Origin of the sequence: Streptomyces sp. SYP-A7185, from assembly GCF_046103685.1 — a bacterium.
Taxonomy (GTDB): Bacteria; Actinomycetota; Actinomycetes; order Streptomycetales; family Streptomycetaceae; genus Streptomyces.
The window spans coordinates 8,720,232-8,746,222 of the sequence record NZ_CP122310.1; the positions used below are offsets into that span (position 1 = coordinate 8,720,232).

The window sequence follows — 25,991 nt, forward strand, 5'->3', positions numbered from 1 at the left end:
CCGGGCGGACGCGGCTCACTCCTGCGGCTCGGCCGCCACGACCCCGAGGAGCCCGGGGAAGCGCTGCTCCACGTCCGCCCGGCGCAGGGTGGCCATCCGGCTGTTGCCGCGGGAGACCTGCTGGATGAGCCCGGCCTCGCGCAGCGCGCGGAAGTGGTGGGTGACGGTCGCCTTGGAGACCGGCAGGGCGAAGGAGCTGCACGTGCGGGCGGTGCCGTCGGGCGCGGCGGCCAGCTCGCGCACCACGCGGCGGCGCAGCGGGTCCGCCAGCGCCGCGAGCACCGGGCCGAGCCGCATCTCCTCGACGGTCGGGTGACCTTCGTCGTCGGGCATGCCGGACGCCTCCCTTCAGGTACGGCTTGCATCGTACCTGGGGGCCCGCTAACGTCCGACCGGCACCTAGGTACGAGATCGATCGTACCTGTGCGTCGATGCGGTCACCGATGCCTCCGTCGGCGCGCGCATCGACCCCCTTCAACGAGGAGAGACCACGTATGAACCAGCCGGACACGCCGTTCACGCTCGTCGGCACCGCCCGCCCCAAGCCCGAACGCGCCGCCGAACTGAAGGAGCTCCTGCTCTCGTTCGTCGAGCCGACGCGGCAGGAGGCGGGCTGCCTGGAGTACCACTTCCACGAGGACCGCGACGAGCCCGGCGTCTTCGTCTTCTACGAGGCCTGGCGCTCCCAGGCCGATCTCGACGCCCACCTGGCCCTCCCGCACATGCGGGCGTTCTGGGAACGGCGGATGGACTACCTGCGGTCCGACCTCGACATCCGCTTCCTGACCATGCACAGCCCTTACCGGCCCAAGGTCATCTGACCTTCCAGGCCGCCTCGACCATCAGGAAGATCTCGTCCACCGCGGCCTCCGGGTCGGCCGCCTCGCGGGCCAGCGAGAAGGCGTCGATCGCGAACCGCGCGATCGCCCGGCAGGCCGTGGTGGTCCGCGCCGGGCCGGCGTCCGCGGCGATGGCCCTCGCCACCGACTCCGCGTGCCGCAGCCTCATCGACTCCTCGTACTCCCGCAGGGCGGGCGAAGCGTCGATCATGCGCCAGATCGGGGCGGCCCCGTCCGCCGTGCAGTGCCGCACCAGGGCCAGGATCTCGCGGTGCAGCGCGGGGATGAGCGGCTCGTCCGGCGCCCGGTCGGTGACCGCCCGGGTGAGGCGCTGCTCGAAGTCCGCGTCCTGCTCGAACACCAGGGCCTCTTTGGCGGCGAAGTGGGAGAAGAGCGTGGTGACGGCCACGTCGGCCTCGGCCGCAACGTCACGGATCCCCACCGCCTCGTACCCGCGCTCCAGAAAGAGCCGCAGGGCGGCTTCGGCGATCTTCTGGCGGGTCGCGGCCTTCTTGCGCTCGCGCCGCCCCGGCTGCTCGGTCATGCGCTGACGCTATCAAATACAAACTCATAACCGTTCTTAAACACTAACCGTTAGTGTTACGGTCGGCCGCATGAAGAAAGTGAGCTTCGCCGAGTTCGGCGGCCCCGATGTCCTGCACCTCATCGACGCCGAGGAGCCCCATGCGGGCCCCGGCCAGATACGCGTCGCCGTACGGGCGGCAGGCGTGAACCCCGTCGACTGGAGGGTGCGCGAGGGCCAAGTCCTGGGGGCCCACCCGGTCCAACTGCCCGCCGGGGTCGGCCTGGACGCCAGTGGCGTGGTGGACGAGGTCGGAGGCGGCGTCACCGGGGTCGCGGTCGGCGACCAGGTGTTCGGCGAAGGGGCGAGCACGTACGCCGAGTTCGCCGTGCTGTCGGCCTGGGCCCGGATGCCCGAGGGGCTGACCTTCGAAGAGGCGGCCGGGTATCCGTCCGTGGTGGAGACGGCGCTGCGCGTCATCCGCGAGGTCGGTGTGCTGCCCGGGCAGACCTTGCTGGTCAGCGGGGCGTCCGGGGGAGTGGGCTCGGCGGTGCTGCAGATCGCGCGCGACCGCGGCATCGCGGTGATCGGCACGGCCGGGACCGCCAACCAGGACTATCTGCGCGGCCTGGGCGCCGTCGCCACCCCCTACGGCGAGGGCTGGGTCGAGCGCGTGCGGCACCTCGGTCCCGTCGACGCGGCGCTCGATCTGGCCGGCTCGGGAGTGATCGGCGACCTCGTCGGACTGACCGGCGACCCGGCGAAGTGATCTCCATCGCCGACCTCGACGCACCGAAGGCCGGTGTCCGTTTCTCCGGCGTGGCCGGCAGCGTCCCGGACGCGCTCGCCGAGGCCGTCGACCTCATCTCCCGGGGAAAGCTCCACATCCCGGTCGAGAAGGCGTACACGCTCGCCGAGGCCGCGGCGGCGCACGCCGACAGTCAGGCCGGACACGCGCGCGGGCGCCGGGTCATCGTCGTCTGAGCGTCATCCGCTCGCTGAGCCGAGGCGAGCCGCGCAGCCGCCGGCGCACCGCGGCCAGGTCCAAGGGGCCAGTGGTCGGGCGAAAGGCGTCAGCGGCCAGGCGAAAGGCGTCAGCGGTCGGTGTCGGTCGCTGCTCTCGCGCCGTCGGTCCGGGCCTCCAGCGCGCGCAGTACGGCCACCATGTCCTCGCCGCCGTGCCCCTGCGTCACCGTCTCCTCGAACAGGGCGTGGCAGACGTCGAGCAGGGGCGAGGCCAGACCGGCCTTGCGGGCGGCCTGCGCGATCAACCGGTTGTTCTTCAGGACGTCCTTGGCCGCCGCCTGGACGGCGAAGTCGCGGGCGAGCAGCTTCGGTGCTTTCACCTGCGACACGGGGCTGGCCATCGGGCCCGCCGCCAGGACGTCAAGGAAGCGGCGTCGGTCGAGCCCGTGCCGGTCGGCGAAGTGGAAGGCCTCGGTCAGGCCGGTGACCAGGGTGATCAGGAACAGGTTCACCGACAGCTTCATCAGCAGGGCGCCCGGCACGTCACCGCAGTCGAACGTCTCCTGGCACAGGGGGGCGAGCAGGGGGCGCACGTCTTCCACGGCGTCGGCGTCCCCTGCCAGCATCGCCACCAACTGCCCCTGCTCCGCCGGGACCCGGGAGCCGGAGACGGGCGCCTCGACGTACCGTCCGCCCGCCGCCCGGACGTCGTCTCGCAGGCCGGCCGAGTACTCCGGTGAGGTCGTGCCCATGGGGACGACGACGTGCCCGGCGACGCGCGCGGCGAAGTCCGGTGTCCCGCGCCCCAGGACCTCGTCGACGGCTGCCTCGTCGGCCAGCATGAGGAACACGGTGCCGGCCCGGTCGAAGACCTCGGCGGGGCTCGCCGCGACGTGGGCTCCGGCGGCGCGCAGAGGTGCGCAGCGGGCCGGGGTGCGGTTCCAGACGACCAGAGGTGTCCCCGCGCGGGCGAGATGGAGCGCCATCGGCTGCCCCATGACCCCGAGTCCGACGAAGCCCGCGTCCATGGCACGCCTCCCCATTCCGGCCCGCGTGGAGCGGCGCCCCGTCGACTATGACAGTCGTCATAGTAGCCCGCTCTATGACGGCGGTCATAGAGTGCCTGTGGAGGCCGCGCGGACCGGGAAGCCGCCCGTGCGGATGTGTCGGGGGAGAGCCGGACGCGATGGCGGAGAGCCGGACGCGACGACGGAGGTCGGGCATGGCGGTGGCAGGGCGAGGGCCTCGCGAGCGGATGGTCTTCAGCGGGGCCCAGCTCATCCGGCGCGACGGGGTCGCCGCCACGGGGATGCGTGAGGTCGCCGCCCACGCGCGGGCGCCGCGCGGCTCGATCCAGCATCACTTCCCCGGTGGCAAGGAGGAGTTGGTCAACGAGGCGGTGGGCTGGGCGGGCCGGTACGCGAGCCGCCGGGTCGACCGGTTCCTCGCGGCCCTGCCCGAGCCGACGCCCGGCGGGCTCTTCGCCGAGATGGTGCGCCAGTGGACCGACGAGTACCGAAGCGCGGGGTTCGCGGGCGGCTGCCCCGTCGCCGCCGCCACGGTGGACTGCGCGGAGTCCGTCGAGTCCACGCGGGACGCGGTGTCCGCGGCCTTCGCGACGTGGAGCGGCTCGGTGGCCCGGGCCCTGGAGGGCATGGGCGTCCCGGAGTCGCGGGCGGGAGCGCTCGCCACGCTCATGATCAGCTCCCTGGAGGGGGCGATCCTGATGGCGCGGGCCGAGCGCGACGTCCGGGCGCTGACCACCGTGGCCCGGGAACTCGGCCCCCTTCTGGACGCCGCGGTGACCACGACCGACGGCTGACCTCGCGACCACGGCGGATGCGAACGACCGACGGCTGACCTCCGGCGCGCGCCAAGTGGCGTGCCGCTCCGCGCGATTGCCCCCGGGCGATCGCCCCGAGTGAGACCAGTCGTGCCGCTGGGATCAGGACGGTCCTGGTCGCGGCGGGCCGTCGGCCGGCTTGCCGTCCGGGTGGGGTGAGGGCGCTGCCGTGGGCGGCCAGACGGGGCGGTGGGCGGGCGGCAGCGTCTGAAGGGCCTGGCCCACAGTGAGGTAACTGGGGAAGAAGTCCGCGCTGCCGGTCAACTTGAGCAGTTCGGCCAGATGCCTCCCGGCTCCCGCGAGCAGCAGGCGGCCCTCGCGGCGCCGCAGCAACCACCGCACGCCGAGCAGGCAGTTGAGCCCGTGGGAATCGCAGAACACCAGCGCCGTCACGTCGAGCACGAGATGCCGGTGACCCGCCATGACGAAGGTGCCCAGAGCGCGCAGGAAGAAGTTCTCGCCGTTCCGGTCGAGTTCACCGCTCACGCGCAGTACGGCACACTCGTCGCACCGCGCGAGCTCGTGGATGATGAGGCGATGGGTCTGCGTCGACATCGCGCCTCCTTGGAGTCGTCGAACGGAAGCCCGTGTGCCTGTCGATCCGCTTTGTCTCCGGGTCCCCCGTTCGGCCCGCCTTACGCCTTGCCGTCCCGTGCGGCGGTCCTCTCCTCGTCGAACTCACCCGACGTCGTTGGCCCGGCGGATCGTGGGCCAGCAGGTCGCGCACAGGTCGAGCCAGCGGTCCCCGGCGGGGGAGTGCACGATGACCGCGCAGCTCGCCGGGTGCCCGCAGCCCAGGCAGAGGTGGCGCTCGCCGCGGTCGCGGGACAGCAGGGTGTCGCCCTGTGCGTCCCGCTCCGCGGGCGCGAGCAGTGTCGGCTCGGCCGCGATCAGGTGGAGCAGTCCGGTGGCGGCTTCGGTGTCCATGGCGGTGTCATCCCGGCAGCTTGATCCGGAGGTCTCCGCAGCCGACGCGCTTGGCCTCCGCGGTGACATAGCGGGGCAGGAGCGCGCGGATGTCGGCGGCGCGTGCCGTTCCCTCGGAGCGGATGAGGAAGGTGACGTCGCCGGTCTGGCACTCGGCCTGGAAGAAGCCGACGTCCTCCTGCACGAAGCCCGCCCCCTGGGCCCCGCCCGCGGCCACGACCTTGGGGCCGCCGCTGTACCGCAGGCCCCGGTAGAGCGTGGACAGGCGGGGATCCTCGACCGTCAGGAGCCGCAGCCGGGGGTGGCCGAACAGCACGTCGCGGTCGCAGGTGCGTACGGGGCCCTCGCCCGCCGTCACCATCGGCCGGTTGTATTTGTCGATCTCCCGCCCGTCCGGCAGGCGCAGCCCCTCGATGCCGCAGATCGCGTCGGGCTTCTCGTCCCGGAAGCGTGCGGGCGCGGGCAGCCGGTCCGCGGGGTCCGCCACCTCGCCCTCGCATCCCTGCTCGGCGAGGTAGCCGTTGACGAGCCGGATCAGGGCGCCGGTGAGGCGGGCGCGTTCACCGGGGTCGGCCTCGTCGCGGTAGGAGGTCCAGCCCGTCTCCATGTCGATCACCATCGGGCCCTCGTCCTCCGGGGCCCGGCCGATGCAGCCCTCGGGGATCGCCAGCCACGCGCGCGTGTCCGACGCCATGCCCAGGAGGCCGTCGCCCAGCGGCGTCATCCGCGCGGACAGGTACTCGTCGGCCCACTTGTCGCGGGCACCGCCGAACCGTGTGTCGAGCTGGTGGACCCGGGCCGTGATCCGCATGCCGCGCGGTGACTTCAGGCGGCAGACGCCGGAAGGGCCTTCGGAGGTGATGTGGTCCGACGTGACGGGCACGTCCGATGTCTCGATGTCCCGCTTGCCGTCGAACAGTTCCGCCACGTCGTCGTCGCTCAGCGCGCCCCAGCACGCCGACGTGGACGCGAAGGGCCCTGCCTCCGCCTGCCAGGCCACCCCGGCCCCGCCGAGCAGCGCCCCGACGACGGCGGCGCCGACGGCCGGCCGCAACCGCCCGTGCGTCAGCCGTCGCCAGTGCCACCAGCGGCGGGCGGGCTCGGACGCCGTCGCAGCGGCGTCAGGCGCGCCCGCCTCGCCGGTCCCGTCCCTCTGGTCCGTGCCGGTCATCGGCGCTCTCCCTCGCTTCTCTTGGACGCGGCCGGCGCGACGGCCGCGCACCCCAGCCGCTGCGAGACCGCGTTGGCGAAGGCCGCGAACAGGCCCTCCTTGGCCGCGCGCTCCGGCGCGCCCAGCATCAGGAACGTCGTGGGACGTCCGGCGCACTGGGCCCGTACGAGCTGATGGTCCGACTCCAGGACGCCCCTGCCCCGCCAGCCCCGGGCGGGCGGCTCGTCGCCCGGCAGGTCCTTGACCAGCGCGTCGAGCCGGGGGTGGGCGACCATCAGGGCGTCGAGGTACTCCACGTCCGCGCGGCCCACCCGTACCGAACAGGACTGGAGGTCGTCGGTGACCGCGCCGACCTGGTAGCTGACGTCCCGCTCCATCTCCTTGCCCAGATCGAGGTCGAGTCCTTGGATGCGGCAGGCCGGATCGGAGTAGAAGGTCTCCTTCTTCTCCGGCAGGGTGAGGACGGGCGAGGGGGAGCGCAAGGGCTTGGCCGGGGCGCAACCCGCTTTCTCCATGCCCGTGTTGGCGGCGGCGACGAGGAGTTCGGCCACTACCCGCGAGCCGCCCAGGTCGGGGGCCCGGGTGAGGGTGTCGTCGGGCCCGGGCCGCTCCCGCGCGTCGACGGTGACCGCGGTGGCGCGCCCGTCGCCGGTGTCGCACCGCTCGGGCAGCACCAGCAGGCCGCGCGCGCCGTCGACGGCGCCGGGCAGCCCGTCGGGCAGCGGCATCGCACCGTTGCCGAGGTAGTCGTTGAGCCAGGTCAGACGGTGCTCCGCGGCCTTGGGCGCCGCGCCGTACGTCACCGTGACGGTGGTGTCCTGGATGCTCTTGTCACCGTTGGAGTAGACGTGAGCGGAGTGCACGGCCAGGGTGCACGAGCCCGTCGGCTTCCGCGAGGTCGGCGGTGTCTCCTTGGCGGTACGGCTGCGTGCGTCGTCGCCCGCGAACCCCTCGTCGCCCAGGATGCCGGGCCCGCTGTCCTGCTCCCACGCGCCCCAGCAGTAGTGGTCCTTGGTCGCCAAGGGCCCCTGGAACGCCCAGGTTCCGAGGCCCGCCGCCAGCACGGCCACCGCGGTGCCGGACGCCACGGCCCGGCGCCGCGTGCGTATCAGCCCGCGACCGTATGCGCGTACGCGGCCGAACCGCCCCGCCCGACTTTCCCCCGTCACCGCTGCTTCCTCGTCCCGGCCTCGTCCGATGTGGCCGTTGATCGTATCCACTCGGCTCGCCGCGCCCCGTCATGGCCCCACGAGCAGGGGCTCATCGCGGCGGGTGCGGTCGCTCATCGCGGTGGGTGGGGCAGCACGAGACGAGAAGGGTCGTCCTCGGGTCCGATCCGGGTGGTTCCCTTGGCGTAGTGGCGGCAGAACTCCACCGGCTCGTCGAAACTGACGGCCGGTACGGCGGCGGCTCCCGGTGCCGGGGCCACCGGTCCGACGACGAAACGGTGGCGAGTGACCTCGTCGGTCGCCTGGTCCGACTCCACCCGTGAGAACGCGGGGGAGCCGGGGCCGTCGGCGAGGGTCCCCTCCACCATCCTCGTCGCGTGCAGCTCGACGACGCCCGGCTCGGGGCAGTGCCAGGTCAGGCGGGTGACGCACAGGGCGTCGGCGTTGAACCACGCGCTCCATCCCCGGCCGTCGCCGAGCAGGCCCAGTTCGGAGGCCTCCATGACGCCGTAGGAGAACGGGACACTGCTCCAGTGGCCCACCAGTGACTGATCCAGGTGCATCCGGGGATTCTCACCTGCTCGCGCCGCCGGCCGCGCACCGCGTCCACCGGTGGGCGGGCCCGCCGGGGTCAGCCCAGGGGGGTGTCCTTGTCCCGAAGCGCGGCGAGGGCGGGTGCGTACATGCGGGACTTGATGGTGCCCAGGGTGGGGCCGGCCTTGCCCACCTGGGAGCGGGCGACGTCGACCGCGGTTCGGCGTACGGCGTGTTCGTCCACCGCGTGGTCGACCAGGGCGGCCGCCAGTGCGTCGTGGCCGCCGTAGCGCCGGGCGGTCGTCATGGCCTCGTGCGCGCTCTGCGGGGTCAGGCGGGCCTGGATCAGCGCGGACATGCCCGGGGTGAAGGGGATGTTGATGTCGGCCTCGGGCAGGCACCAGTAGCCCCGGTCGGCGCGCATCACGCGGAAGTCGTGGGCCAGGGAGAGCATCGCCCCGGCCGCGAAGGTGTGCCCCTGGAGCGCGGCCACGGTGACGACCGGCAGGGACAGCACGCGGGCCAGGAGGCCGTGGACGCTGGTGACGTAGTCCTGGTGCCGGTCGGCATGGGCGAAGAGCCAGTCCAGGTCGAGGCCGTTGGAGAAGAACTTCCCCGTCGCGGCGGTCACCAGGGCGCGGGGCCCCTCCGCCTTCTCCACCTCGTCGACCGCCGCGTCGACGGCGATGAGCCAGTCGGGATGGAAGCGGTTCTCGCCGTCCCCGAGATCGAGGATGAAGACATCGTCCTGACGGTCGAGCGTGGGCATGGCCGCTCCCTTGGATGCAGGATTACTATTCAGTAACTTATGGGTGCGGTGCGGATCGTTCAAGGGGTGGGGACGCCCGGCCGGTCCGGTGGACGAGCCGGCCGCGCCCTCGCGCGCCTCGCGTCCGAAACCGGCCGAATGGTAGGATCTTCGGCGTTCGTGTGATCCGTGGCGAGGGCGAGGGGAGTTGGGGCCGATGACCGCGCTCAAGGCCATCGGCGTGCACGCCGCCCGGACCGCTCTCACGTCCCGGGCCGTGGCCTGACCCCAGCCGGACCGGTCCTCGCCGGGAGCGTGAGCCCCCGAGGCACCTGCCCACACGAACCCACCATGGAACGGATCTTCCTCCCTCATGAGCGACACCCCGAGCCCCAGCACGGGCCACACCTGGATCACGCGCGCCGAGACCACCGCTGACATCCCCGCCGTCCGCGCCGTCGTCGTCGCCGCGTTCGACACCCCGGCGGAGGCCGACCTCGTCGACGCGCTGCGCTCCGACCCCGCGTGGATCGACGGCCTGTCCGTCGTCACCACCGGCCAGGACGGCGAGCTCGTCGGCCACGCGCTGCTGACCCGCTGCCACATCGGCGACACCCCGGCCCTGTGCCTGGCCCCCGTCGCCGTACTCCCCGAGCACCAGAAGACCGGAGCGGGTTCGGCGGCGATCCGTGCCGCGCTCGCCGCGGCCAAGGACCGGGGCGAGCGCTTCGTCACCGTCCTCGGACACCCCGCGTACTACCCGCGCTTCGGCTTTAGCCGTGCCTCGGCGTACGGGATCGGCATCGGCATCGACGTGCCGGACGAGGCCATGATGGCCCTCGCCCTGGACGCCGCACACCCGCTGCCCGGCGGCACGGTGCGTTACGCCGCGCCCTTCGGCATCTAGCCGGGACACCACCGCGCATCGCGCCGCGCCGGGGCCCTCGCGGCCCCGGCGCGGCCCCGAAAAGTCCGTTGCGCACCCCGCGCCCGGCGTCGCAGAGTGCAGTCATGACGACTTCCGCCACGCTGCCGTCCGGCCTCGCGGTGCGCCCCGCCACGTTCGACGACGCACCGGCGGTCTGCGCGCTGCTCAACGAGATCGACCTGCTGGAGATCGGCCGCGCCGACACCGAACTCAGCGCGCTGCACGCCGACTTCAAGCACTCGGAGGTCGACCTGGAGCACGACTCCTGGCTGCTGTCCGACGGCGGCGGGCTCATCGCGTACGGCCTGCTGTGGGACGAGTCCGGCGGCGAACAGATCGACGCGGAGTACTTCACGCTGCCCGGACGGCCCCAGGCCTCGCAATACCTGCTCGATCTGATGGAGGCGCGCGCCGTCGAGCTCGCCGCCGCCAACGGCGCGCACCGGGCGGTGGTGCACCTGCACCTCAACACCGACCCCACGGTGGACCTCGACGCGCTGCGGGAGCGGGGCTGGACACCGGTCCGGCGCTACCACTCGATGGTCCGCCCGCTGTCCCCGGACGCCGACCGGCTGCCCGAACCGCCGCCCGGCGTGACCCTGCGCCCCTGCCTCGCCGAGGCGGACCGCCGACGCGCCCACGCGCTGCTCCAAAAGAGCTTCGCCGACCACTACGACTTCCACCCGCGCACCTACGAGCAGTGGCAGGACGACATCGACGCCGCGAGCGCCGACTGGTCCCTGGTGTGGATCGCGCACGTCGACGGCCTGGGCGACGCGGCGGTCCTGCGCACCCACGACGGCCGCATCTCGATGGCCTGGATCGGTCACCTGGGCGTGCTGCGCCAAGCACGCGGGCGCGGCCTGGGCAGCTACCTCCTGCGGCACGCCTTCGGCCACTATGCCGCGCTGGGACGCGACCGCATCGGCCTCGGCGTGGACACCGACAACAGCACGGGCGCGCTCGCCCTGTACGAGCGCCACGGCATGACCCTCGACTTCGCGCTCCAGGCCTGGGAACTGGTCCGGCCGGTGGCCCGCTGACCTCGGCCCCCACGAGGCTCAGACCGCGGCCGGGAACGCGAACCGTACGCCGGTCATCCGCTCCGACAGCTCCCACAGGCGCCGCCCGGTCTCCGCGTCCGCCGCCACGGGCGCCAGCTCCACCCGGGCCGGCGCGCCACGCAGTTCGGCCAGGCCGCCCGGGCCGATGAACTGGCCGCTCTCCACCGCCGGTTCGGTGGCCGCGTACAGCTGGGGCAGAGCGCCGTCGGCCGGGCGCTGGGCGAACAGCGGATTGCCGATGCGGCCCAGGAGCACGCGCCACAGGCCGGTCGGTGTGCCCATCTGGAGGTTGGTGGCGGTGTAGCCGGGGTGGGCGAGCACGCTGCGCACCGGGCTGCCGGACTCGCTGAGGCGCCGGTGGAGTTCCCGGCCGAAGACGGCGTTGGCGAGCTTGGACTGGTTGTAGTGCCCCATGGGCTTGTACCCGCGCTCGCCGCTCAGGTCGTCGAAGCGGATGCGCGCCTGCCGGTGGTTGATCGAACTGACCGTCACGACACGGGGATCGCCCCCGGCGGCCAGCAGGTCGAGCAGGAGCCCGGTGAGCGCGAAGTGCCCGAGGTGGTTGCAGGCGAACTGCAACTCGTGGCCCTGCTTGCTGAGCGTGCGGGGCGGCGCCATCACGCCCGCGTTGTTGATGAGCACGTCGATGCGTGCCCGCTCGGCGTGCAGGCGCTCGGCGAAGCCGCGGACCGAGTCGAGGTCGGACAGGTCGAGGCGGCGCACCTCCAGGCGCGCGTCCGGCTGCGCGGCGGTGATCTCCGCGGCCGCTCGGCGGCCCTTGCCCTCGTCGCGCACGGCGAGGATCACGTGCGCGCCCTTGCCTGCGAGCGCCCGGGTGGTCGCCAGGCCGAGGCCGCTGTTGGCCCCGGTGACGACGCACACCCGGTCGCTCTGGTCGGGGATCTGGTCGGCTGTCCAGCGCTGTTGCTGCGTCATGCGGCACATGTTGTCGCCAGTGGCACTCAGTGTCAAGAGGTGCCTGAGTGCCATGCAAGGCATGGCGTGACCTTCGGCGTGTACGATGGTGCGGTGAGCTCCCGCCCCGAAGTGACCATGGCCGAGCGCAAACGGCAGCTCGTCGCGCACGAGTTGACCGAAGCGGCGCTGCAACTCCTCGCCCGGAAGGGGTTCGACGCGGTCACCATCGACGAGATCGTGACCAGCGCGGGCGTCTCGCGCCGGACGTTCTTCCGGTACTTCGCGTCCAAGGAGGACGTGGTCGTCCAGTTCCTGGCCGACATGGGAGTGGGCATCCACGCGGAGCTGGCGGGCCGCCCCGCCGACGAGCCGCCCTCCGCGGCGCTGCGGCACGCGGTGTGGGTGCCTCTCGCCGCCTGCGGCGACCACGCGGAGCGGGTGCTGCCCGTGGTGCGGTTGATCCTGCGCACCCCGGCGCTGCGCGCACGCTTCCTGGAGCACCAGGCGCAGTGGGGCGACGACCTGACGGCGGAGGTGGCGCGGCGCCTGGGGCGCGACGCGGGCGTGGACCTGTATCCGCGGCTGGCCGCCGGTATGGCGCTGTCCGCCTTCGACGCCGTGCTCCAGCGGTGGAGCGACAGCGACGGCGTCGAGGACCCGGCCGCGCTGACCGACCGGGCCTTCGCGGTCATCGCCCCGGCGCTGGACGCCGCCGGGTCCTAGGGGCCGAGGGGCCCGGTGCCGGAGGGGCGGTGGCCCTCCCGCCTCTTGGGGGCTGGCATCATCGAGGGATGTCTGACTTGATCATCGCCGCCTGTGACGGAGCCGCGAAGAAGAACCCCGGGCCCGCGGCCTGGGCCTGGGTGGTCGCCGACGCGGACGAGCGCCCGCAGCGATGGGAGGCCGGACCGCTCGGCGACACGACCAACAACGTGGCCGAACTGACCGCGCTGGCCGAGCTGCTCGAATCCACGGACCCGGCCGTCCCGCTCCAGGTCCGCATGGACAGCCAGTACGCGATGAACGCGGTCACCAAGTGGATCGCGTCCTGGAAGCGCAACGGCTGGCTGACCGCGGCGAAGAAGCCGGTGGCCAACAAGGAACTCGTCGTACGCATCGACGCGCTCCTCCAGGGCCGGGCCGTGACCTTCCGGCACGTCGCGGCCCACCAGGTGGACGGCGACCACCTCAACGCGATCGCCGACGTCGCCGCCAGCGACGCCGCGAACACCCAGCAGCCCGCAGGCACCGCCCACGGCGCGCTCACGATCCCCGAGCCGCGACCGGAGCGCATGACGGCCTCGCCCGCCGCCCGGCCGCGCAAGAGCGCCGCGGCCAAGACGGGCACCAGCGCCGCGGCCAAGACGGGCAAGGGCGGCTCGGGCGGGGTCATCAAGGCCAAGTTCCCCGGCCGCTGCCACTGCCAGAAGCCCTACGCGGCGGGCGAGAAGATCGCGAAGAACCCGCACGGCTGGGGCCACGTGGAGTGCCGGGAGGGCTGAGGCCCGCGAACCCGGCACGACGAGGGCCGGGCGCCCGTCAGGACGGATCGCCGGGTACGGCGCCGAGGAGGTCGCGCACGACGGGGCCGGCCGACGCGCCGCCGGTGACGCCCTTCTCGACCACGCAGGCCACCGCGACGTTGCCGCGGTGGGCGACGAACCAGCCGTTGTTGGCGGTGTCCTCGGAGACCTCGGCCGTCCCCGTCTTCGCCCCCACCTCGCCCGGCAGGTCGGCCAGGACCGAGGCCGTGCCGTCGGTGACCGTCGCGCGCAGCAGCGTGCGCAGCTGCGTGACGACATCGCGCGGCAGCGGGACCGTGGTGGTCGTGTCCTTGGCGCCGCCGGTCAGGGTGGGCTGGTGGAAGGTGCCGGACACCGCCGTCGCGGTGACGGAGGCCATGATCAGCGGATTGGCCTGCACCCTGCCCTGCCCGATCATCGATGCGGCCTTCTCGGTCTGGTCACGAGGGGCGGGGACGGACCCGTCGTACGAGGGAATGCCGACGTCCCACTTCTGCCCGACCCCGAAGTACTTCCCGGCGACCTCGCCCAGTTCCTCGTCGCCGACCTTGTCGCGCAGGCCGATGAAGGCGGTGTTGCACGAGGCGGTGAAGTCCTTCTCGAAGGTCGCGCCCCGGTGTTCGGAGGTCTCGACGTTCTGGAACCGCTTGCCGACGGTGAGGTACTTGGGGCAGTCCACGACGTCGCCGGGCGCGACCGCGTCCTTGAGCAGCAGCGCGCCGGTGGTGACGATCTTCCAGGTGGACCCCGGCGCGTAGGTGCCCGAGACGGCGCGATTGAACCCGGCGGCGGGGGAGTTGGCCACCGCCAGGATCTCCCCGTCGTCGATCCGCAGGGCGACGAGCGCGGCGTCCTTGCCGTCGGCGCCGGTGACGAGAGCCTTTTCCGCCGCGGCCTGCCAGGTGGCGTCGAGGGTGGTGGCCACGGGCCGGCCGGCGGGGCGGGCGGACTTCGTGCCGAAGGTGGCCTCGGTGGCCTTGACCTCGCCGGTGGCCCGGTCCACGAGCCGCACCGCGCCGCGCGGCCCGGCACCGGAGCGCCCGGCTATCTGGGGCAGGAGCGGGCCCAGCGAGGGGTACTTCTCGCTCGACAGGGCGGTTCCGTCGCGGTCGTCGACCTCGGGTGCGGCGCCGTCCTCCCGCTCCAGGCGGAACTTCTGCGTGCCGCTCAGCTTCGGGTGCACCAGGGACAGCGCCCACTCGACCTTCCAGGCGCCGTCCTCCTGCCGGCGCAGGGGCACGGTGGAGGCGTAGGTCCAGGTGCCCAGTTCCGTCACGGGCATCTTGGCGGTGAAGGCCATGCGCACGGTGCCGTCCTCACCGGCCGTCACCGCGCCGGGAGTCAGCTTCTGGCCGCTGATGTCGAGGCCGGCGGTGAAGCTGTTCAGGACGCGCTCGGCCTGCTCGGGCCGCGAGGTCAACGCCGCCGCCCGCGCCATGCGGCCCGCCTCCCAGGCGGTCAGGAACGCCCGCGCCTGCCTGGTCGCCTCCGCGTCGGGTCTCGGAGGACCGTCCGGGGCGAAGGGGCCAAGCTCCGCGGCGTATCCGACACCCGCGGCGAGCGCGAGCGCCAGCCCTGCCGCGACCACCACGCGGAGAGTCTTTCGGGCGGGTCTTCGGCCGGGGCCGGGGCCGGTGGGCGTGGGGCCGGGGCCGGTGAGGGGTATGAGGTCCGTCATCGAGGCTCCTTGCGAGGGCTTGCCGGTCGGGGTTACGACAGCGCGTCGACGGCCACGGAGGCCGCCTCCGCGATGAGCTTGTCGGAGGGCTCGGCGTCCTTCGAGCCGCGGTTCGACAAGATCGCCATGACGATGGGGGCGCCGTCGGTCGGCCACACGACGGCGATGTCGTTGCGGGCGCCGTAGTAGCTGCCCGTTCCGGTCTTGTCGCCCACCACCCACGTCTTGGGCACACCGGCCCTGATGGTGTGGTCCCCGGTGGTGTTGGTCCGCAGCCACCGGGTGAGCTGTGCACGCTCGCCCTTGCGCAGGACGTCCCCGAGGACGAACGCGCGCAGGTCGTCGGCCAGCGCCCGCGGGGTGCTGGTGTCCCGCTTCTCGCCCGGGACCCAGGTGCTCAGGTCGGGCTCGATCCGGTCCATCCGCGTGACGTCGTCGCCCATCTTCTCCAGGAAGGCGTCCAGGCCCTTGGGCCCGCCGAGCTTGTCGAAGAGCAGGTTGGCCGCGGTGTTGTCGCTGTAGCGGACGGCGGCGTCGCACAGCTCGCCGAGCGTCATCCCGGTGTCGACGTGCTTCTCGGTCACGGGCGAGTTGGCGACCAGATCGTCCCGGGAGTACGTGACCTTCCGGTCGAGGCCGCTCAGGGAGTACGTGCGCAGCACGGCTCCGGCGGCCAGCGCCTTGAACGTGGAGTTGTAGGCGAAGCGCGCACCGGCGTTGTGGGCCACTTCGCGTCCGGTGCCGGTGTCGACGGCGTATACGCCGAGGCGGGCGTCGAACTTGCGCTCAAGTGCCTTGAAGGCGCGGTTCGACGGCTGCGTGGATCCGGCGGGCTTCGTCGTTCCCGCGGGCTTCGTGGTCGCGGTGGACGGGGACGACGACGCCGAGGATCCGCCGTCCGCGCAGGCCACCAGCGGGACGATGCAGAAGGTGGCGAGCGCGCCGAGGGCGGTGCGACGGGCGTGGGTCCGCCGCAGACGGGCACGGGTGAGCTTCATGGGCCAAACCTCCGGGCGCGCCCCGAGCACAGGGCGCCTGGGGGACGGGGTGGCACGGCTCCGTCCCGGTACGTGGTCGTGAGTGCCGGTGCCACCCTCGCCCCGGGTCGCGTATGCGGTCCAATACGCTCCTGCGCGGTTCCATGCTGATCTGGCATAGGATCCGGGGCGTGGATCTGGTGGGAGCGTGTCGCGCCTTCGTGAGCGTCAGCGAGTACGGCAGCTTCACCGACGGAGCGGCAGCGGCCCAGATGTCCCAGTCGGTGGCCAGCCGCCGGGTCGCCGCGCTGGAAGAACGCTTCGGCGAGCCGTTGTTCGAGCGCACGTCACGCCGAGCCGTCCTCACGCCCTTCGGGCGCGACATGCTCCCCACCGCCCGCCAGCTCGTCCAGGCGGCGGACGTGCTCCTCGACGAGGCGGAAGCCGTCAAGCGCAAGCCCTGGCGGCTGGCGGTGCCCGACATCTGCTCCACCGTCGCTCTCGCCCGCCTGGTGGCCGAGGCGCGCGGCCACGGTGTCACCCTCGAACTGCGGGTGGCGGCCCCGACCCGGCGCACGGAACTCCTGCACGCCCAGCAAGTGCGTGCCGCGCTGCTCGCGGTGCCCGCGGACGAGGCGGTGTGGTCCGTGCCGCTGGGCGTTGCCGGTGCCCAGGATCCCGGCGTGCGGCGCGTCTACCTGGAGACGCTGCGAGTGGGCCGCGCCTCGCCCGGCCCGGCCCGCCGCGTCTGGATCCAGCCGGAGGACGACGTGCCGCACATCCGCGATCCCCTGACGCGGCTGCGTGACGCGCTGGGCCTGCGGCCCGCGCAGCTCGTCGCCGCGGCCGACCTGACCAGTGCCGCGGCCGAGGTCCTCTGCTCGGGCGATCTGCTGCTGTGCTCCCGCGCGCAAGCCGAGGAACTCTCCCTGGTCTGGCGCCCCATCGGCGAGGTCACGCTCGGCCGCGGCTTCGCCCTGGCGGCCGCGGCGGACGGGAACCCCCAGCACATGGAAGCGCGCCTGGGGGAGGCCATGGCCCGCTGTCTGGGCGCGGAGGCCGGGACGGGGAGCGGCGGGGAGGAGAGCCCGAGTAGGCGCTCGGGCACGGGTGGCGGCACGAAGACGTTCACGGGGACGAGAGCTGGTACGGGAACGACGTGCGCCCCGGGAACGACATGAAGACCGAAGACCGACACGGGGGGCGCCATGAGGACTGACACGGGGGCGGGATGAAGACCGACACGGTGACGGCATGAGGACCGACACGGGGGACGGCGTGAACGGACACCTGCGCGGTGGTGTGCGCACCGAAGCTCTGCTGCGCGAACTGCGCGAGCAGCTGCGCGACGGCGGCCTGCACGGCTGCCTGCTCGTGCGGGACCTGCACACGGGAGACGAACTGGGGATCGAGGCGGACACCCCTCTGCCGTCCGCCTCCCTGGTCAAGGTCCCGCTCGCGCTCGCGACGCTGGAGCGGATCCGGCGGGGCGAACTCGACGGGGCGACGATGCTGGAGGTGCAGCCGGGGCGGGTCACCACGCCCGGTCCCACCGGCCTGAGCCGGTTCCGTCACCCCGCCCGGATCGCGGTCGACGACCTGCTGTACCTGAGCACCTGCCTGAGCGACGGGATGGCCGCCGACGCGCTGTTCGAGCTCACCCCGCCCGCCCATGTCACCGGCATCCTGCACGAGTTCGGCATCCGGGGCATCGCCGTCCGGCACAGCGTGGGCGAGCTGTCCGACACCCCCGTGGAACGCTTCGACGACGACCAGGTCCACCTCGCCCACGCCCTGGCCATCGACGCGGGCACCAGCGGCCGCGGCCACCGGGTGCCGCAGCTCGACACCACCCGGGCGAACACGGGCAGTGCCCGTACCTACGTCGACCTGCTCCAAGCCCTGTGGACGCCGTCGAAGATCCACCCGGACGTGGCCGGGCGGCTGCGCGACCTCATGGCCCACAACGTGCTGCGGCACCGGCTCACCCCGGACTTCCACTCCGACGCCAGCACGTGGTCCTCCAAGACCGGCAGTCTCCTCAACCTGCGGCACGAGATCGGCGTCGTCGAGCACGCCGACGGCCAGTCCTTCGCGGTCGCCGCCCTGACCGAGTCCCTCGTGCCGGCCCGTACCCAGCCCGGCGCCGACGCCCTCATGGCGCAGGTGGCGCGCAGCCTGCGCGACCACCTCCGGCAGCTGTGACCGCGGCCGTCCGGGCGATCCGCCCGCTGCCGCGAGGAACTCCTCCACCAGCCACAACAGTTGACCTCAGCACCTGTAGGCTCGGAAGATCCTTGCCAGTGGGTCCGGGGGGCACGGCGCCCACCGCACAGTGAGACCGTCAGACACGTAGTGGAGCCACCGATGACTGCAGACGACGCCAGCGTCCACATCGACACCAGCAAGCCGCATCCGGCGCGCGTCTACGACTGGCTGCTTGGCGGCAAGGACAACTACCTGGTCGACCAGGAGATGGGCGAGAAGCTGCCGCCCGAGGCACGCGCGAACGCGGCACGGAACCGGGCCTTCATGCAGCGCGCCGCCGCCTGGCTCGCTGACAACGGTGTCAGGCAGTTCCTGGACATCGGCACCGGCATCCCCACCGCGCCGAACCTCCACCAGATCGTCCAGGAGATCGCACCCAGCTGCCGGGTCGTGTACGCCGACAACGACCCCATCGTGCTGCGGCACGCCGAGGCGCTGCTGGTCAGCACCCCGGAAGGCGCCACGGACTACCTCCAGGCGGATGTGCGCGAGCCCGAGGTGATCCTCGACCACGCCCGCGAACTGCTGGACTTCGAGCAGCCCATCGCGCTCTCCCTCATCGCCCTGATGCACTTCATCACCGACGAAGAGGATCCGTACGCCCTCACGCGCACCCTGGTGGACGCGCTGCCGTCCGGCAGCTACCTGGTGCTGTCCCACGGCACCACCGACGAGCACCCCGGCCTCGCGGACTCCGTCACCGACACGTACAAGAAGGGCCAGGTGCCGCTGAGGATGCGGCGCCGCGCGGAGGTCGAGCGGTTCTTCGAGGGACTGGAACTGGTCGAGCCGGGCCTGGTGACGGCGACCCACTGGTACAAGGAAACGCCCGCTCCGAAGGCCGAGTTGAGCGGCTTCTACGTCGCGGTCGCCCGCGTCCCCTGAGTGCGCGAGAAGCCCGCCCGGGGGCATGAGGGCCCCGGGCGGGCAACTCGGTCATGGGAGGGATCAGGAGAGCGAGACGGCTCAGGAGAACAAGTCGGCTCAGGAGAACAAGACCGATCGCATCTTCAGCCGCTCGCTCGCGCCGCCGGTGTGGGGGCGCAACGTGAAGTCGTCTCCGGAGCAGTCGGCGTTCGTGAAGACGATCGCGAAGGAACCGGTGCGGTTCTTGGGGGAGTGGGCGGGCGGCTGGTCGTACTCCCGGGCCGCCTCGGCGAGCGTGACGCACTCGCCGCTCGCCGGGTCGTGCAGGGTGGCCTGCTCTTCCTCGCCGGTGCTGTCGATGTAGGTGTAACTGAAGTCGCCCTCGGCCGCGCAGGCGGAGTTGGGTACGGTCAGGATCAGCGCGGCGGCACCGGCCGCGGCGGCCAGTGAGTGGCGAAGACGCATGGATCGCTTCCTTTGCTGGGAACGGCAACGGGTCCGGGAACGCATCCGGCATTCCCGACCTGACCAGCAGTGATACCGGAATGCACCAGAACCCGTCGCCGAAACGATCCGCCCTCACCCGTTCGGTCCCGGGTCGGCTTCGGCTAGACCCCGGCTCGTCCCCGGCCGTCACCGAACGTGGCTTTCCGACGGTCATCCGGAACGGATTCAGCAAGCACGCAAACACAATGCAAGAATTGCACTATTCTTGCGTCTATGACGCGACGACTTGCTCAGGTGGCGCGGAAGGTCGGGGTCAGCGAGGCCACGGTCAGCCGGGTGCTCAACAACAAGCCGGGGGTCTCGGACGCCACCCGGCAGTCCGTGCTCTCGGCCCTGGACGTCCTGGGGTACGAGCGGCCCACCCAACTGCGGGGCGAGCGGGCCCGGCTGGTGGGACTCGTGCTGCCCGAGCTCCAGAACCCCATCTTCCCGGCGTTCGCCGAAGTGATCGGCGGGGCCCTCGCCCAGCAGGGGCTCACCCCTGTCCTCTGCACCCAGACCAAGGGCGGCGTCTCCGAGGCGGACTACGTCGAGTTGCTGCTGCAACAGCAGGTGTCCGGCGTGGTCTTCGCCGGCGGTCTGTACGCGCAGGCGGACGCCCCGCACGACCACTACAAGCGGCTCGCGGCGCGCAAGATCCCGGTGGTCCTCGTCAACGCGGCGATCGAGCGGCTCGGTTTCCCCGCGGTCTCCTGCGACGACGCGGTCGCGGTCGAGCAGGCCTGGCGGCATCTCTCCTCGCTGGGCCACCACCGCATCGGTCTGGTGCTCGGGCCGGCCGACCACATGCCCTCGCAGCGCAAGCTCGCCGCCGCCCGCGTGATCGCCGAGCAGACCGGCGGCACGCTGCCCGACGAGCACGTCGCGCGGGGGATGTTCTCGATCGAGGGCGGCCAGGCCGCCGCCGCACGGCTCCTGGACGCCGGAGTCACCGGCATCGTCTGCGCGAGCGACCCCCTGGCGCTGGGCGCGGTGCGTGCCGCGCGCCGCCGGGGCCTCGGCGTCCCGCAGGACATCTCGGTGGTGGGGTACGACGACTCGGCGTTCATGACCTGCACCGAGCCACCGCTGACCACGGTGCGTCAGCCGATCGAGGCCATGGGGCGCGCCGCGGTCGAGCTGCTCGCGCTCCAGATCGCGGGCAGCGCGGTGCCCACCGAGGAGCTGCTCTTCGAACCGGAGCTGGTGGTGCGCGGCTCGACGGGCCAGCCGCCCCAGTAGAAGCACCGAGGCACGCGAAGCGGCCTCGCGGCAGGCAGCGGACAGAGGAGAAGCAGAGAAGTGGAGAAGAGGGGAAAAGAGAGCAAATCGACCGGCGGGTGATCGTGCGTCTCGCCTGTCAATTTCTTTCCATCATCGCGCGAGATATTGCGTTGATCTGTCGACGGTGCTTGAGTGAGCGCCGCCACACAGTCCGCGCAGCTGTGGGCTTCCCTGCTCCTGCCATGCCGTCCCTGCCCACACGGGCAGGCGGCGCTGTCCAAAGGGGTCCACCGATGAGCAGCTCCCGGATGCCACTTCGCCGTATCCGCCGCACCACCCTCCGCACGACCCGAACCCACCGCCGTACGGCGTCCGTCGCCGTCGCCTCCGCGCTCGCCCTCACCGCGCTGGCCGCCTGCGGCACCAGCAGCAGCGGTGACGACGGCTCCGACGGGGACAACGGCGCCAACGCGGCCAACGCCGCCGCCCCGCTGGACCCGAAGGCCAAGGTCACGCTCACCATCGACTGCATGCCGCCGGCCGCCGAGAAGGCCGAGCTCAAGCAGTGGAAGGAAGACGTCAAGGCGTTTAACGAGAAGTACCCGAACGTCACGCTCAAGGGGAAGCAGACCGACCCCTGCCTGGAGCCTCCCCGCTTCACGGCGATGCTGAAGGCGAAGTCCCAGCCGGACGTCTTCTACACCTACTTCACCGACCTCCAGCAGGTCCTGGACAACGACGGCGCCCAGGACATCAGCGCCTACGTCAACGACAAGTCCATACCGGCCCTCAAGGACATGGACCCGAACGTCCTCGACGTCCTGAAGAAGGACGGCAAGCTCTACGGCCTGCCCTACAGCAACTACACGATGGGCCTGCTGATCAACCGCAAGCTCTTCGAGAAGGCCGGGCTCGACCCCAACTCGCCCCCGACCACCTGGGCCGAGGTCCGCACGGCCGCCAAGAAGATCGCCGCGCTCGGCGACGGCGTGTCGGGCTTCGGCGAGTACAGCGCCGGCAACAACGGAGGCTGGCACTTCACCGCCACCACGTACGGCCTCGGCGGCGACATCGTGAGCGAGGACGGCACCAAGGCCGCCTTCAACGACGCCACCGGCAAGCAGATCGTCGACAACCTCAAGGCCATGCGCTGGGAAGACGACAGCATGGGCAAGACCCAGCTCCTGAAGTGGGGCGACCTCCAGAAGCAGATGGCCTCCGACAAGCTCGGCATGTTCCTGGCGGCGCCGGACGACATCACGTACATGGTGCAGAACCTCGGCGCGAAGTACGACGACTTCGGGATGGGGCCGATCCCCGGCCAGAAGGCCACCCTCTTCGGCGGCAACGACTACATGATCAAGAAGGGCAGTTCGCCCGACCAGATCAAGGCGGCGATCGCCTGGATCAACTTCAAGTTCCTCACCGTCGGCAAGGGCCAGTTCGACTGGGCCCGCACCAAGGCGGACGGCCTGCCCGTCGGTCTGCCGCAGCCGAACTTCTGGACCGGTGACAGCAAGGCCAAGGACGACAAGGCGCGCGCGAAGAGCTCGACCATGCCCGTCGAGAACTTCCAGGCGTTCACCGACAAGCCGGTCGCGGGCAAGGCCGAGCCGCCCAAGGCCCAAGAGGTCTACAAGGTCCTGGACACGCTGATGTCGGCCGTCCTGACGAACAAGGACGCCGACGCGGACAAGCTCCTCAAGACCGCCGAACAGCAGGTCAACCAGGTACTGGCCAACCAGTGATGTCTGCTCCCACCCTCTCCGAGAGCAAGGCCCGGCCGTCCGGACCCACGGACGGCCGGGCCCCCCGCCCCGAACGCGGCGCGTTCCGGCAGGCGTTCAAGCGCAACCTCACCGCCCACGCCTTCCTGATCGGCGCGCTCCTGTGCTTCTCGGTCTTCTCCTGGTATCCGATGGTCAGGGAGTTCATCCTGGCCTTCCAGAAGACCGAGAACGGCGAGACGGTCTGGGCCGGCTGGTCCAACCTCACGTACATCTTCAACGACCCGGCGTTCTGGCAGGCGTGGCGCAACACCCTGCTGTTCACCGGACTCGCGCTGCTCCTCGGCTTCGCCGTGCCCTTCGCCATCGCGCTGATCCTCAACGAGTTCCGGCACGGCCGCGGCTACTTGCGGCTGCTGGTCTACCTGCCGGTGATGCTGCCGCCGGTCGCCTCGGTCCTGCTCTTCAAGTACTTCTACGACCCCGGGTACGGCCTGTTCAACCGCATCCTGGAAGCCGTGGGCCTGCCCGGACAGGCCTGGTTGCAGGACACCGACACCGCGATGCTCGCCGTGGTGGTCGCCGCCACCTGGATGAACATGGGTGGCGCGACCCTGATCTACCTGGCCGCGCTCCAGTCGATCCCGGGCGAGCTGTACGAGGCGGCCGAGCTGGACGGCGCGGGCGTCTTCCGCCGGATCTGGCACGTGACCATCCCGCAGACCCGGCTGATCCTCTCGCTCATGCTGCTCCTGCAGATCATCGCCACCATGCAGGTGTTCGTGGAGCCGTTCCTGCTCACAGGCGGCGCGGGCCCCGAGGGCGCGACCCTGACCGTCGTCCACCTCATCTACCAGTACGCGTTCACTTTCAACAACTACGGCAGCGCGGCGGCGCTCGGCCTGGTCCTGCTCGTACTGCTCGCCGGGTTCTCGGCGGCGTACGCACGGCTGAGCCGCGCCGGCGGCGAAGACTAGCCGGGGGAGACGACCGACATGAGCACACGCACCCTGATCTCCCCGGCCCAACTGGCCCGCCCGCGCGGCAAGGTCCTGTACTGGACCGCGTTCACCGTGGTGACGGTCCTGTTCACCCTGGTCTTCATCGGCCCGCTGTACTGGATGGTCACCAGCGGTCTGAAGTCTGCGCAGGAATTCGCCCAGACACCGCCCACCCTGGTCCCCGACGCCGTGCATCCGCAGAACTACGCGGACGCCTGGGGCGTGATGGACCTGGCCAGGCTCCTGTTCAACACCCTGTACTACGCGTTCGGCGCGCTGGCCTTCCAGCTCGTCTTCGACGTGGCCGCCGCCTACTCGCTCTCCAAGCTGCGGCCCGTGTTCGGCAAGGCGATCCTCGGGATGATGCTGCTCACCCTGATGATCCCGGCCACCGTCCTGGTCGTGCCGCAGTACCTGACCGTCCTGGACGTGCCGGTCGTGGAGCGCAACCTCATCAACTCGCCGTGGGCGATCTGGCTCCCCTCGGTCACCAACGCGTTCAACATCTTCCTGCTCAAGCGGTTCTTCGACTCCATCCCGCGCGAGCTCCTGGACGCCGCGGCCATCGACGGCGCCTCCTCCCTGCGCACCCTGCGCTCGGTGGTCCTGCCGCTGTCCCGGCCGATCCTCGGCGTCGTGTCGATCTTCGCGGTGGTCGCCGTCTGGAAGGACTTCCTCTGGCCGATGCTCACCCTGCCCGACCCCGAGAAGCAGACCGTCAACGTCGGCATCTACTCCCTGGCCGCCAGCGTCTCCGAGAACTGGCTCCTGGCCGCCCTCGCCATCGCCTCGCTGCCGACCCTGATCATCTTCCTGATCTTCCAGCGCAACATCATGAGCGGCTTGACCGCCGGCAGCCTCAAGGGCTGACGCCCGCGCCGACCTCGCGCATTCCGCCACCGCCTCACGCACCCCGCCTCCGCCCCACGCCACGGCGACGGGGTCCCACCTGCCCGAAAGGAACCTCACGTGGCAGTCACCTCCCCGACCGACGCCTCCTGGTGGCGCTCGGCCGCCATCTATCAGGTGTACGTACGCAGCTTCGCGGACGGTGACGGCGACGGCACCGGCGACCTCGCGGGCGTCCGGGCCAAGCTGCCCTACCTGGCCGAACTCGGCGTCGACGCGCTGTGGTTCAGTCCCTGGTACCTCTCGCCCATGGTCGACGGCGGCTACGACGTCGCCGACTACCGCGTCATCGACCCGGCCTTCGGCACGGTCGCCGAGGCCGAGAAGCTGATCGCCGAGGCCCGCGCGCTCGGCATCCGCACCATCGTCGACATCGTCCCCAACCACGTCTCCGACCAGCACGTCTGGTTCAAGGCGGCCCTGGCCGCCGGCCCCGGCGCCCCCGAACGCGAGCTCTTCCACTTCCGCCCCGGCCGCGGACAACACGGCGAACTGCCGCCCAACGACTGGCCCTCCCAGTTCTCCGCGACGGCATCCACCTGGACCCGCGTCGAGGACGGCGAGTGGTACCTCCACCTGTTCGCCCCCGAGCAGCCCGACCTCAACTGGGCCCACCCCGCGGTCCGCCAGGAGCACGAGGACGTCCTGCGGTTCTGGTTCGAGAGGGGAGTGGCCGGCGTCCGCATCGACTCCGCCGCCCTGCCCGCCAAGGACCCGGCGCTGCCCGACTTCACCGAGGGGATCGACCCGCACCCGTTCATCGACCGCGACGAGCTGCACGACATCTACCGCTCCTGGCGGGCCGTCGCCGACGAGTACGCGGGCGTCTTCGTCGGGGAGGTCTGGCTCCCCGACGCCGAGCGCTTCGCGCGTTATCTGCGCCCCGACGAGATGCACACCGCCTTCAACTTCTCCTTCCTGTCCTGCCCTTGGGAGCCGGGCAAGCTGCGGGCGTCCATCGAGGCCACGCTCGCCGAGCACGCCCCGGTCGGCGCCCCCGCGACCTGGGTCCTGAGCAACCACGACGTGACCCGCACGGTCACCCGCTACGGCCGCGACGACACCGGCTTCGACTTCGCCACCAAGGTGTTCGGCACCCCCACCGACCTGACGCTCGGCACCCGCCGCGCCCGCGCCGCCGCCCTCCTCGCCTTCGCGCTCCCCGGCGCGGTCTACATCTACCAGGGCGAGGAACTGGGCCTTCCCGAGGCCGACATCCCCCTGGACCGCATCCAGGACCCCATGCACTTCCGCTCCGGCGGCACCGACCCCGGCCGCGACGGCTGCCGGGTGCCCCTGCCCTGGGCGGCCCGGGAACCGCACGCGGGCTTCGGGTCGATGACCGGCCCCTGGCTGCCCCAGCCCGAGGGCTGGCCCGCCTACGCGGCCGACCTCCAGGCGGCCGACCCCGGATCCATGCTCGTGCTCTACCGCGCCGCCCTGCGCCTGCGCCGCCTCGAACCGGGCTTCGGCGACGGCCCGCTGACCTGGCTGCCGACGGCCGACGGCGTACTGGCCTTCGTCCGGGAGCCCGGCCTGGCCTGTGTCGTCAACCTCGGCCCCACGCCCTGCGAACTGCCCGCCCACACCCGCCTGCTGCTGGCCAGCGGCCCCCTGGACGCGTCGGGTCGCCTGCCCCAGGACACGGCGGTGTGGCTGCGCGTCTGACGCGCACGCACACCCGATCCCCCCAAGACCGAG

At 71.9% G+C, this 25,991-nt stretch carries 27 protein-coding genes and 1 pseudogene; 15 read left to right on the top strand and 13 right to left on the bottom strand.

The window, feature by feature from the left end; genetic code table 11:
* Positions 1-15: 15 nt before the first annotated feature.
* The gene (locus QBL25_RS38245; RefSeq protein WP_409061548.1) at positions 16-333 is read right to left on the bottom strand and encodes an ArsR/SmtB family transcription factor; all 318 of its coding nucleotides are present in this window, start codon (positions 331-333) and stop codon (positions 16-18) included.
* A 161-nt stretch (positions 334-494) separates the two neighbouring features.
* On the opposite strand from QBL25_RS38245, the gene QBL25_RS38250 reads away from it, so the two are divergent.
* Positions 495-821, top strand: coding sequence for a putative quinol monooxygenase (locus QBL25_RS38250; protein WP_409061549.1), 327 nt, complete (start codon positions 495-497; stop codon positions 819-821).
* Here QBL25_RS38250 and QBL25_RS38255 read toward each other — a convergent pair.
* Complete coding sequence (locus QBL25_RS38255) at positions 814-1,383, bottom strand: TetR/AcrR family transcriptional regulator (RefSeq protein ID WP_409061550.1); 570 nt, start codon at positions 1,381-1,383, stop codon at positions 814-816. The genes QBL25_RS38250 and QBL25_RS38255 overlap by 8 nt on opposite strands.
* Before the next feature lie 70 nt (positions 1,384-1,453).
* On the opposite strand from QBL25_RS38255, the pseudogene QBL25_RS38260 reads away from it, so the two are divergent.
* Positions 1,454-2,346: pseudogene (locus QBL25_RS38260) on the top strand (NADP-dependent oxidoreductase).
* Positions 2,347-2,456: 110 nt separating this feature from the next.
* Here QBL25_RS38260 and QBL25_RS38265 read toward each other — a convergent pair.
* Positions 2,457-3,356 carry an NAD(P)-dependent oxidoreductase gene (locus QBL25_RS38265; RefSeq protein ID WP_409061551.1) on the bottom strand — a complete coding sequence of 300 codons (900 nt, stop codon included), beginning with the start codon at positions 3,354-3,356 and terminating at the stop codon, positions 2,457-2,459.
* Positions 3,357-3,550: 194 nt separating this feature from the next.
* Between QBL25_RS38265 and QBL25_RS38270 the strand changes: the two genes are divergently transcribed.
* Complete coding sequence (locus QBL25_RS38270) at positions 3,551-4,150, top strand: TetR/AcrR family transcriptional regulator (RefSeq protein WP_409061552.1); 600 nt, start codon at positions 3,551-3,553, stop codon at positions 4,148-4,150.
* 123 nt (positions 4,151-4,273) lie between these two features.
* On the opposite strand, the gene QBL25_RS38275 is transcribed toward QBL25_RS38270, so the two are convergent.
* The 6 genes from QBL25_RS38275 to QBL25_RS38300 form a co-directional block, all read right to left on the bottom strand.
* Positions 4,274-4,726 carry an STAS domain-containing protein gene (locus QBL25_RS38275; RefSeq protein ID WP_409061553.1) on the bottom strand — a complete coding sequence of 151 codons (453 nt, stop codon included), beginning with the start codon at positions 4,724-4,726 and terminating at the stop codon, positions 4,274-4,276.
* A gap of 123 nt (positions 4,727-4,849) precedes the next feature.
* A complete protein-coding gene (locus tag QBL25_RS38280) occupies positions 4,850-5,098 on the bottom strand; it encodes a hypothetical protein (RefSeq protein ID WP_409061554.1) in 249 nt (82 codons plus the stop codon).
* Between the two features lie 7 nt (positions 5,099-5,105).
* Positions 5,106-6,269: a hypothetical protein gene (locus QBL25_RS38285; protein ID WP_409061555.1), complete on the bottom strand. Its 1,164-nt coding sequence runs from the start codon at positions 6,267-6,269 to the stop codon at positions 5,106-5,108.
* A complete protein-coding gene (locus QBL25_RS38290) occupies positions 6,266-7,357 on the bottom strand; it encodes a hypothetical protein (protein WP_409061556.1) in 1,092 nt (363 codons plus the stop codon). The genes QBL25_RS38285 and QBL25_RS38290 overlap by 4 nt, the downstream gene beginning before the upstream one ends.
* A gap of 194 nt (positions 7,358-7,551) precedes the next feature.
* Complete coding sequence (locus QBL25_RS38295) at positions 7,552-8,001, bottom strand: hypothetical protein (RefSeq protein ID WP_409061557.1); 450 nt, start codon at positions 7,999-8,001, stop codon at positions 7,552-7,554.
* Between the two features lie 68 nt (positions 8,002-8,069).
* Complete coding sequence (locus tag QBL25_RS38300; RefSeq protein ID WP_409061558.1) at positions 8,070-8,741, bottom strand: enoyl-CoA hydratase-related protein; 672 nt, start codon at positions 8,739-8,741, stop codon at positions 8,070-8,072.
* Positions 8,742-9,093: 352 nt separating this feature from the next.
* Between QBL25_RS38300 and QBL25_RS38305 the strand changes: the two genes are divergently transcribed.
* Together QBL25_RS38305 and QBL25_RS38310 are read left to right on the top strand one after the other, a co-directional pair.
* Positions 9,094-9,627: a GNAT family N-acetyltransferase gene (locus QBL25_RS38305; RefSeq protein WP_409061559.1), complete on the top strand. Its 534-nt coding sequence runs from the start codon at positions 9,094-9,096 to the stop codon at positions 9,625-9,627.
* A gap of 104 nt (positions 9,628-9,731) precedes the next feature.
* Complete coding sequence (locus QBL25_RS38310) at positions 9,732-10,691, top strand: GNAT family N-acetyltransferase (protein WP_409061560.1); 960 nt, start codon at positions 9,732-9,734, stop codon at positions 10,689-10,691.
* A gap of 18 nt (positions 10,692-10,709) precedes the next feature.
* Here QBL25_RS38310 and QBL25_RS38315 read toward each other — a convergent pair whose 3' ends face one another.
* Positions 10,710-11,648, bottom strand: coding sequence for an oxidoreductase (locus tag QBL25_RS38315; protein ID WP_409061561.1), 939 nt, complete (start codon positions 11,646-11,648; stop codon positions 10,710-10,712).
* Positions 11,649-11,765: 117 nt separating this feature from the next.
* Between QBL25_RS38315 and QBL25_RS38320 the strand changes: the two genes are divergently transcribed.
* Both QBL25_RS38320 and QBL25_RS38325 read left to right on the top strand, forming a co-directional pair.
* Positions 11,766-12,353 carry a TetR family transcriptional regulator gene (locus QBL25_RS38320; RefSeq protein WP_409062926.1) on the top strand — a complete coding sequence of 196 codons (588 nt, stop codon included), beginning with the start codon at positions 11,766-11,768 and terminating at the stop codon, positions 12,351-12,353.
* A 68-nt stretch (positions 12,354-12,421) separates the two neighbouring features.
* Positions 12,422-13,132, top strand: a complete 711-nt coding sequence (locus QBL25_RS38325) for a ribonuclease H (protein ID WP_409061562.1) — start codon at positions 12,422-12,424, stop codon at positions 13,130-13,132.
* A gap of 37 nt (positions 13,133-13,169) precedes the next feature.
* On the opposite strand, the gene QBL25_RS38330 is transcribed toward QBL25_RS38325, so the two are convergent.
* Together QBL25_RS38330 and bla are read right to left on the bottom strand one after the other, a co-directional pair.
* A complete protein-coding gene (locus tag QBL25_RS38330) occupies positions 13,170-14,831 on the bottom strand; it encodes a penicillin-binding transpeptidase domain-containing protein (RefSeq protein WP_409061563.1) in 1,662 nt (553 codons plus the stop codon).
* A 32-nt stretch (positions 14,832-14,863) separates the two neighbouring features.
* On the bottom strand, positions 14,864-15,808 hold the full coding sequence (gene bla, locus QBL25_RS38335; protein WP_409062927.1) for a class A beta-lactamase: 945 nt from the start codon (positions 15,806-15,808) through the stop codon (positions 14,864-14,866).
* Positions 15,809-15,999: 191 nt separating this feature from the next.
* Between bla and QBL25_RS38340 the strand changes: the two genes are divergently transcribed.
* From QBL25_RS38340 to QBL25_RS38350, 3 genes are all read left to right on the top strand, one after another.
* Positions 16,000-16,989, top strand: a complete 990-nt coding sequence (locus tag QBL25_RS38340; protein ID WP_409061564.1) for a LysR family transcriptional regulator — start codon at positions 16,000-16,002, stop codon at positions 16,987-16,989.
* Between the two features lie 121 nt (positions 16,990-17,110).
* Complete coding sequence (locus tag QBL25_RS38345) at positions 17,111-18,013, top strand: serine hydrolase (RefSeq protein WP_409062928.1); 903 nt, start codon at positions 17,111-17,113, stop codon at positions 18,011-18,013.
* Positions 18,014-18,175: 162 nt separating this feature from the next.
* Positions 18,176-18,961 carry an SAM-dependent methyltransferase gene (locus tag QBL25_RS38350; RefSeq protein WP_409061565.1) on the top strand — a complete coding sequence of 262 codons (786 nt, stop codon included), beginning with the start codon at positions 18,176-18,178 and terminating at the stop codon, positions 18,959-18,961.
* A 99-nt stretch (positions 18,962-19,060) separates the two neighbouring features.
* On the opposite strand, the gene QBL25_RS38355 is transcribed toward QBL25_RS38350, so the two are convergent.
* Positions 19,061-19,408, bottom strand: a complete 348-nt coding sequence (locus tag QBL25_RS38355) for a hypothetical protein (protein WP_409061566.1) — start codon at positions 19,406-19,408, stop codon at positions 19,061-19,063.
* Positions 19,409-19,663: 255 nt separating this feature from the next.
* On the opposite strand from QBL25_RS38355, the gene QBL25_RS38360 reads away from it, so the two are divergent.
* The 5 genes from QBL25_RS38360 to QBL25_RS38380 all read left to right on the top strand — a co-directional run bounded on the left by QBL25_RS38360 (position 19,664) and on the right by QBL25_RS38380 (position 25,958).
* The gene (locus QBL25_RS38360) at positions 19,664-20,671 is read left to right on the top strand and encodes a LacI family DNA-binding transcriptional regulator (protein WP_409061567.1); all 1,008 of its coding nucleotides are present in this window, start codon (positions 19,664-19,666) and stop codon (positions 20,669-20,671) included.
* A 290-nt stretch (positions 20,672-20,961) separates the two neighbouring features.
* On the top strand, positions 20,962-22,401 hold the full coding sequence (locus QBL25_RS38365) for an extracellular solute-binding protein (RefSeq protein ID WP_409062929.1): 1,440 nt from the start codon (positions 20,962-20,964) through the stop codon (positions 22,399-22,401).
* Positions 22,401-23,357 (top strand): carbohydrate ABC transporter permease, encoded by a 957-nt coding sequence (locus QBL25_RS38370; RefSeq protein WP_409061568.1) that lies wholly within the window; start codon positions 22,401-22,403, stop codon positions 23,355-23,357. Before QBL25_RS38365 ends, QBL25_RS38370 begins: the two co-directional genes overlap by 1 nt.
* Positions 23,358-23,375: 18 nt before the next feature.
* Positions 23,376-24,251 carry a carbohydrate ABC transporter permease gene (locus QBL25_RS38375; RefSeq protein WP_409061569.1) on the top strand — a complete coding sequence of 292 codons (876 nt, stop codon included), beginning with the start codon at positions 23,376-23,378 and terminating at the stop codon, positions 24,249-24,251.
* Between the two features lie 99 nt (positions 24,252-24,350).
* Positions 24,351-25,958, top strand: a complete 1,608-nt coding sequence (locus QBL25_RS38380; protein WP_409061570.1) for a glycoside hydrolase family 13 protein — start codon at positions 24,351-24,353, stop codon at positions 25,956-25,958.
* Positions 25,959-25,991 lie beyond the last annotated feature (33 nt).

Bases quoted from the DNA above. Each gene is read 5' to 3' on its own strand.
- QBL25_RS38320 (WP_409062926.1), top strand. From the start codon at position 11,766: ATGGCCGAGCGCAAACGGCAGCTCGTCGCGCACGAGTTGACCGAAGCG.
- QBL25_RS38360 (WP_409061567.1), top strand. From the start codon at position 19,664: ATGACGCGACGACTTGCTCAGGTGGCGCGGAAGGTCGGGGTCAGCGAG.
- QBL25_RS38255 (WP_409061550.1), bottom strand. From the start codon at position 1,383: ATGACCGAGCAGCCGGGGCGGCGCGAGCGCAAGAAGGCCGCGACCCGC.
- QBL25_RS38350 (WP_409061565.1), top strand. From the start codon at position 18,176: ATGACTGCAGACGACGCCAGCGTCCACATCGACACCAGCAAGCCGCAT.
- QBL25_RS38270 (WP_409061552.1), top strand. From the start codon at position 3,551: ATGGCGGTGGCAGGGCGAGGGCCTCGCGAGCGGATGGTCTTCAGCGGG.
- QBL25_RS38370 (WP_409061568.1), top strand. From the start codon at position 22,401: ATGTCTGCTCCCACCCTCTCCGAGAGCAAGGCCCGGCCGTCCGGACCC.
- QBL25_RS38250 (WP_409061549.1), top strand. From the start codon at position 495: ATGAACCAGCCGGACACGCCGTTCACGCTCGTCGGCACCGCCCGCCCC.
- QBL25_RS38295 (WP_409061557.1), bottom strand. From the start codon at position 8,001: ATGCACCTGGATCAGTCACTGGTGGGCCACTGGAGCAGTGTCCCGTTC.
- QBL25_RS38355 (WP_409061566.1), bottom strand. From the start codon at position 19,408: ATGCGTCTTCGCCACTCACTGGCCGCCGCGGCCGGTGCCGCCGCGCTG.
- QBL25_RS38300 (WP_409061558.1), bottom strand. From the start codon at position 8,741: ATGCCCACGCTCGACCGTCAGGACGATGTCTTCATCCTCGATCTCGGG.
- QBL25_RS38265 (WP_409061551.1), bottom strand. From the start codon at position 3,356: ATGGACGCGGGCTTCGTCGGACTCGGGGTCATGGGGCAGCCGATGGCG.
- QBL25_RS38305 (WP_409061559.1), top strand. From the start codon at position 9,094: ATGAGCGACACCCCGAGCCCCAGCACGGGCCACACCTGGATCACGCGC.
- QBL25_RS38275 (WP_409061553.1), bottom strand. From the start codon at position 4,726: ATGTCGACGCAGACCCATCGCCTCATCATCCACGAGCTCGCGCGGTGC.
- QBL25_RS38285 (WP_409061555.1), bottom strand. From the start codon at position 6,269: ATGACCGGCACGGACCAGAGGGACGGGACCGGCGAGGCGGGCGCGCCT.
- QBL25_RS38315 (WP_409061561.1), bottom strand. From the start codon at position 11,648: ATGACGCAGCAACAGCGCTGGACAGCCGACCAGATCCCCGACCAGAGC.
- QBL25_RS38310 (WP_409061560.1), top strand. From the start codon at position 9,732: ATGACGACTTCCGCCACGCTGCCGTCCGGCCTCGCGGTGCGCCCCGCC.
- QBL25_RS38280 (WP_409061554.1), bottom strand. From the start codon at position 5,098: ATGGACACCGAAGCCGCCACCGGACTGCTCCACCTGATCGCGGCCGAG.
- QBL25_RS38365 (WP_409062929.1), top strand. From the start codon at position 20,962: ATGCCACTTCGCCGTATCCGCCGCACCACCCTCCGCACGACCCGAACC.
- QBL25_RS38330 (WP_409061563.1), bottom strand. From the start codon at position 14,831: ATGACGGACCTCATACCCCTCACCGGCCCCGGCCCCACGCCCACCGGC.
- QBL25_RS38245 (WP_409061548.1), bottom strand. From the start codon at position 333: ATGCCCGACGACGAAGGTCACCCGACCGTCGAGGAGATGCGGCTCGGC.
- QBL25_RS38375 (WP_409061569.1), top strand. From the start codon at position 23,376: ATGAGCACACGCACCCTGATCTCCCCGGCCCAACTGGCCCGCCCGCGC.
- QBL25_RS38325 (WP_409061562.1), top strand. From the start codon at position 12,422: ATGTCTGACTTGATCATCGCCGCCTGTGACGGAGCCGCGAAGAAGAAC.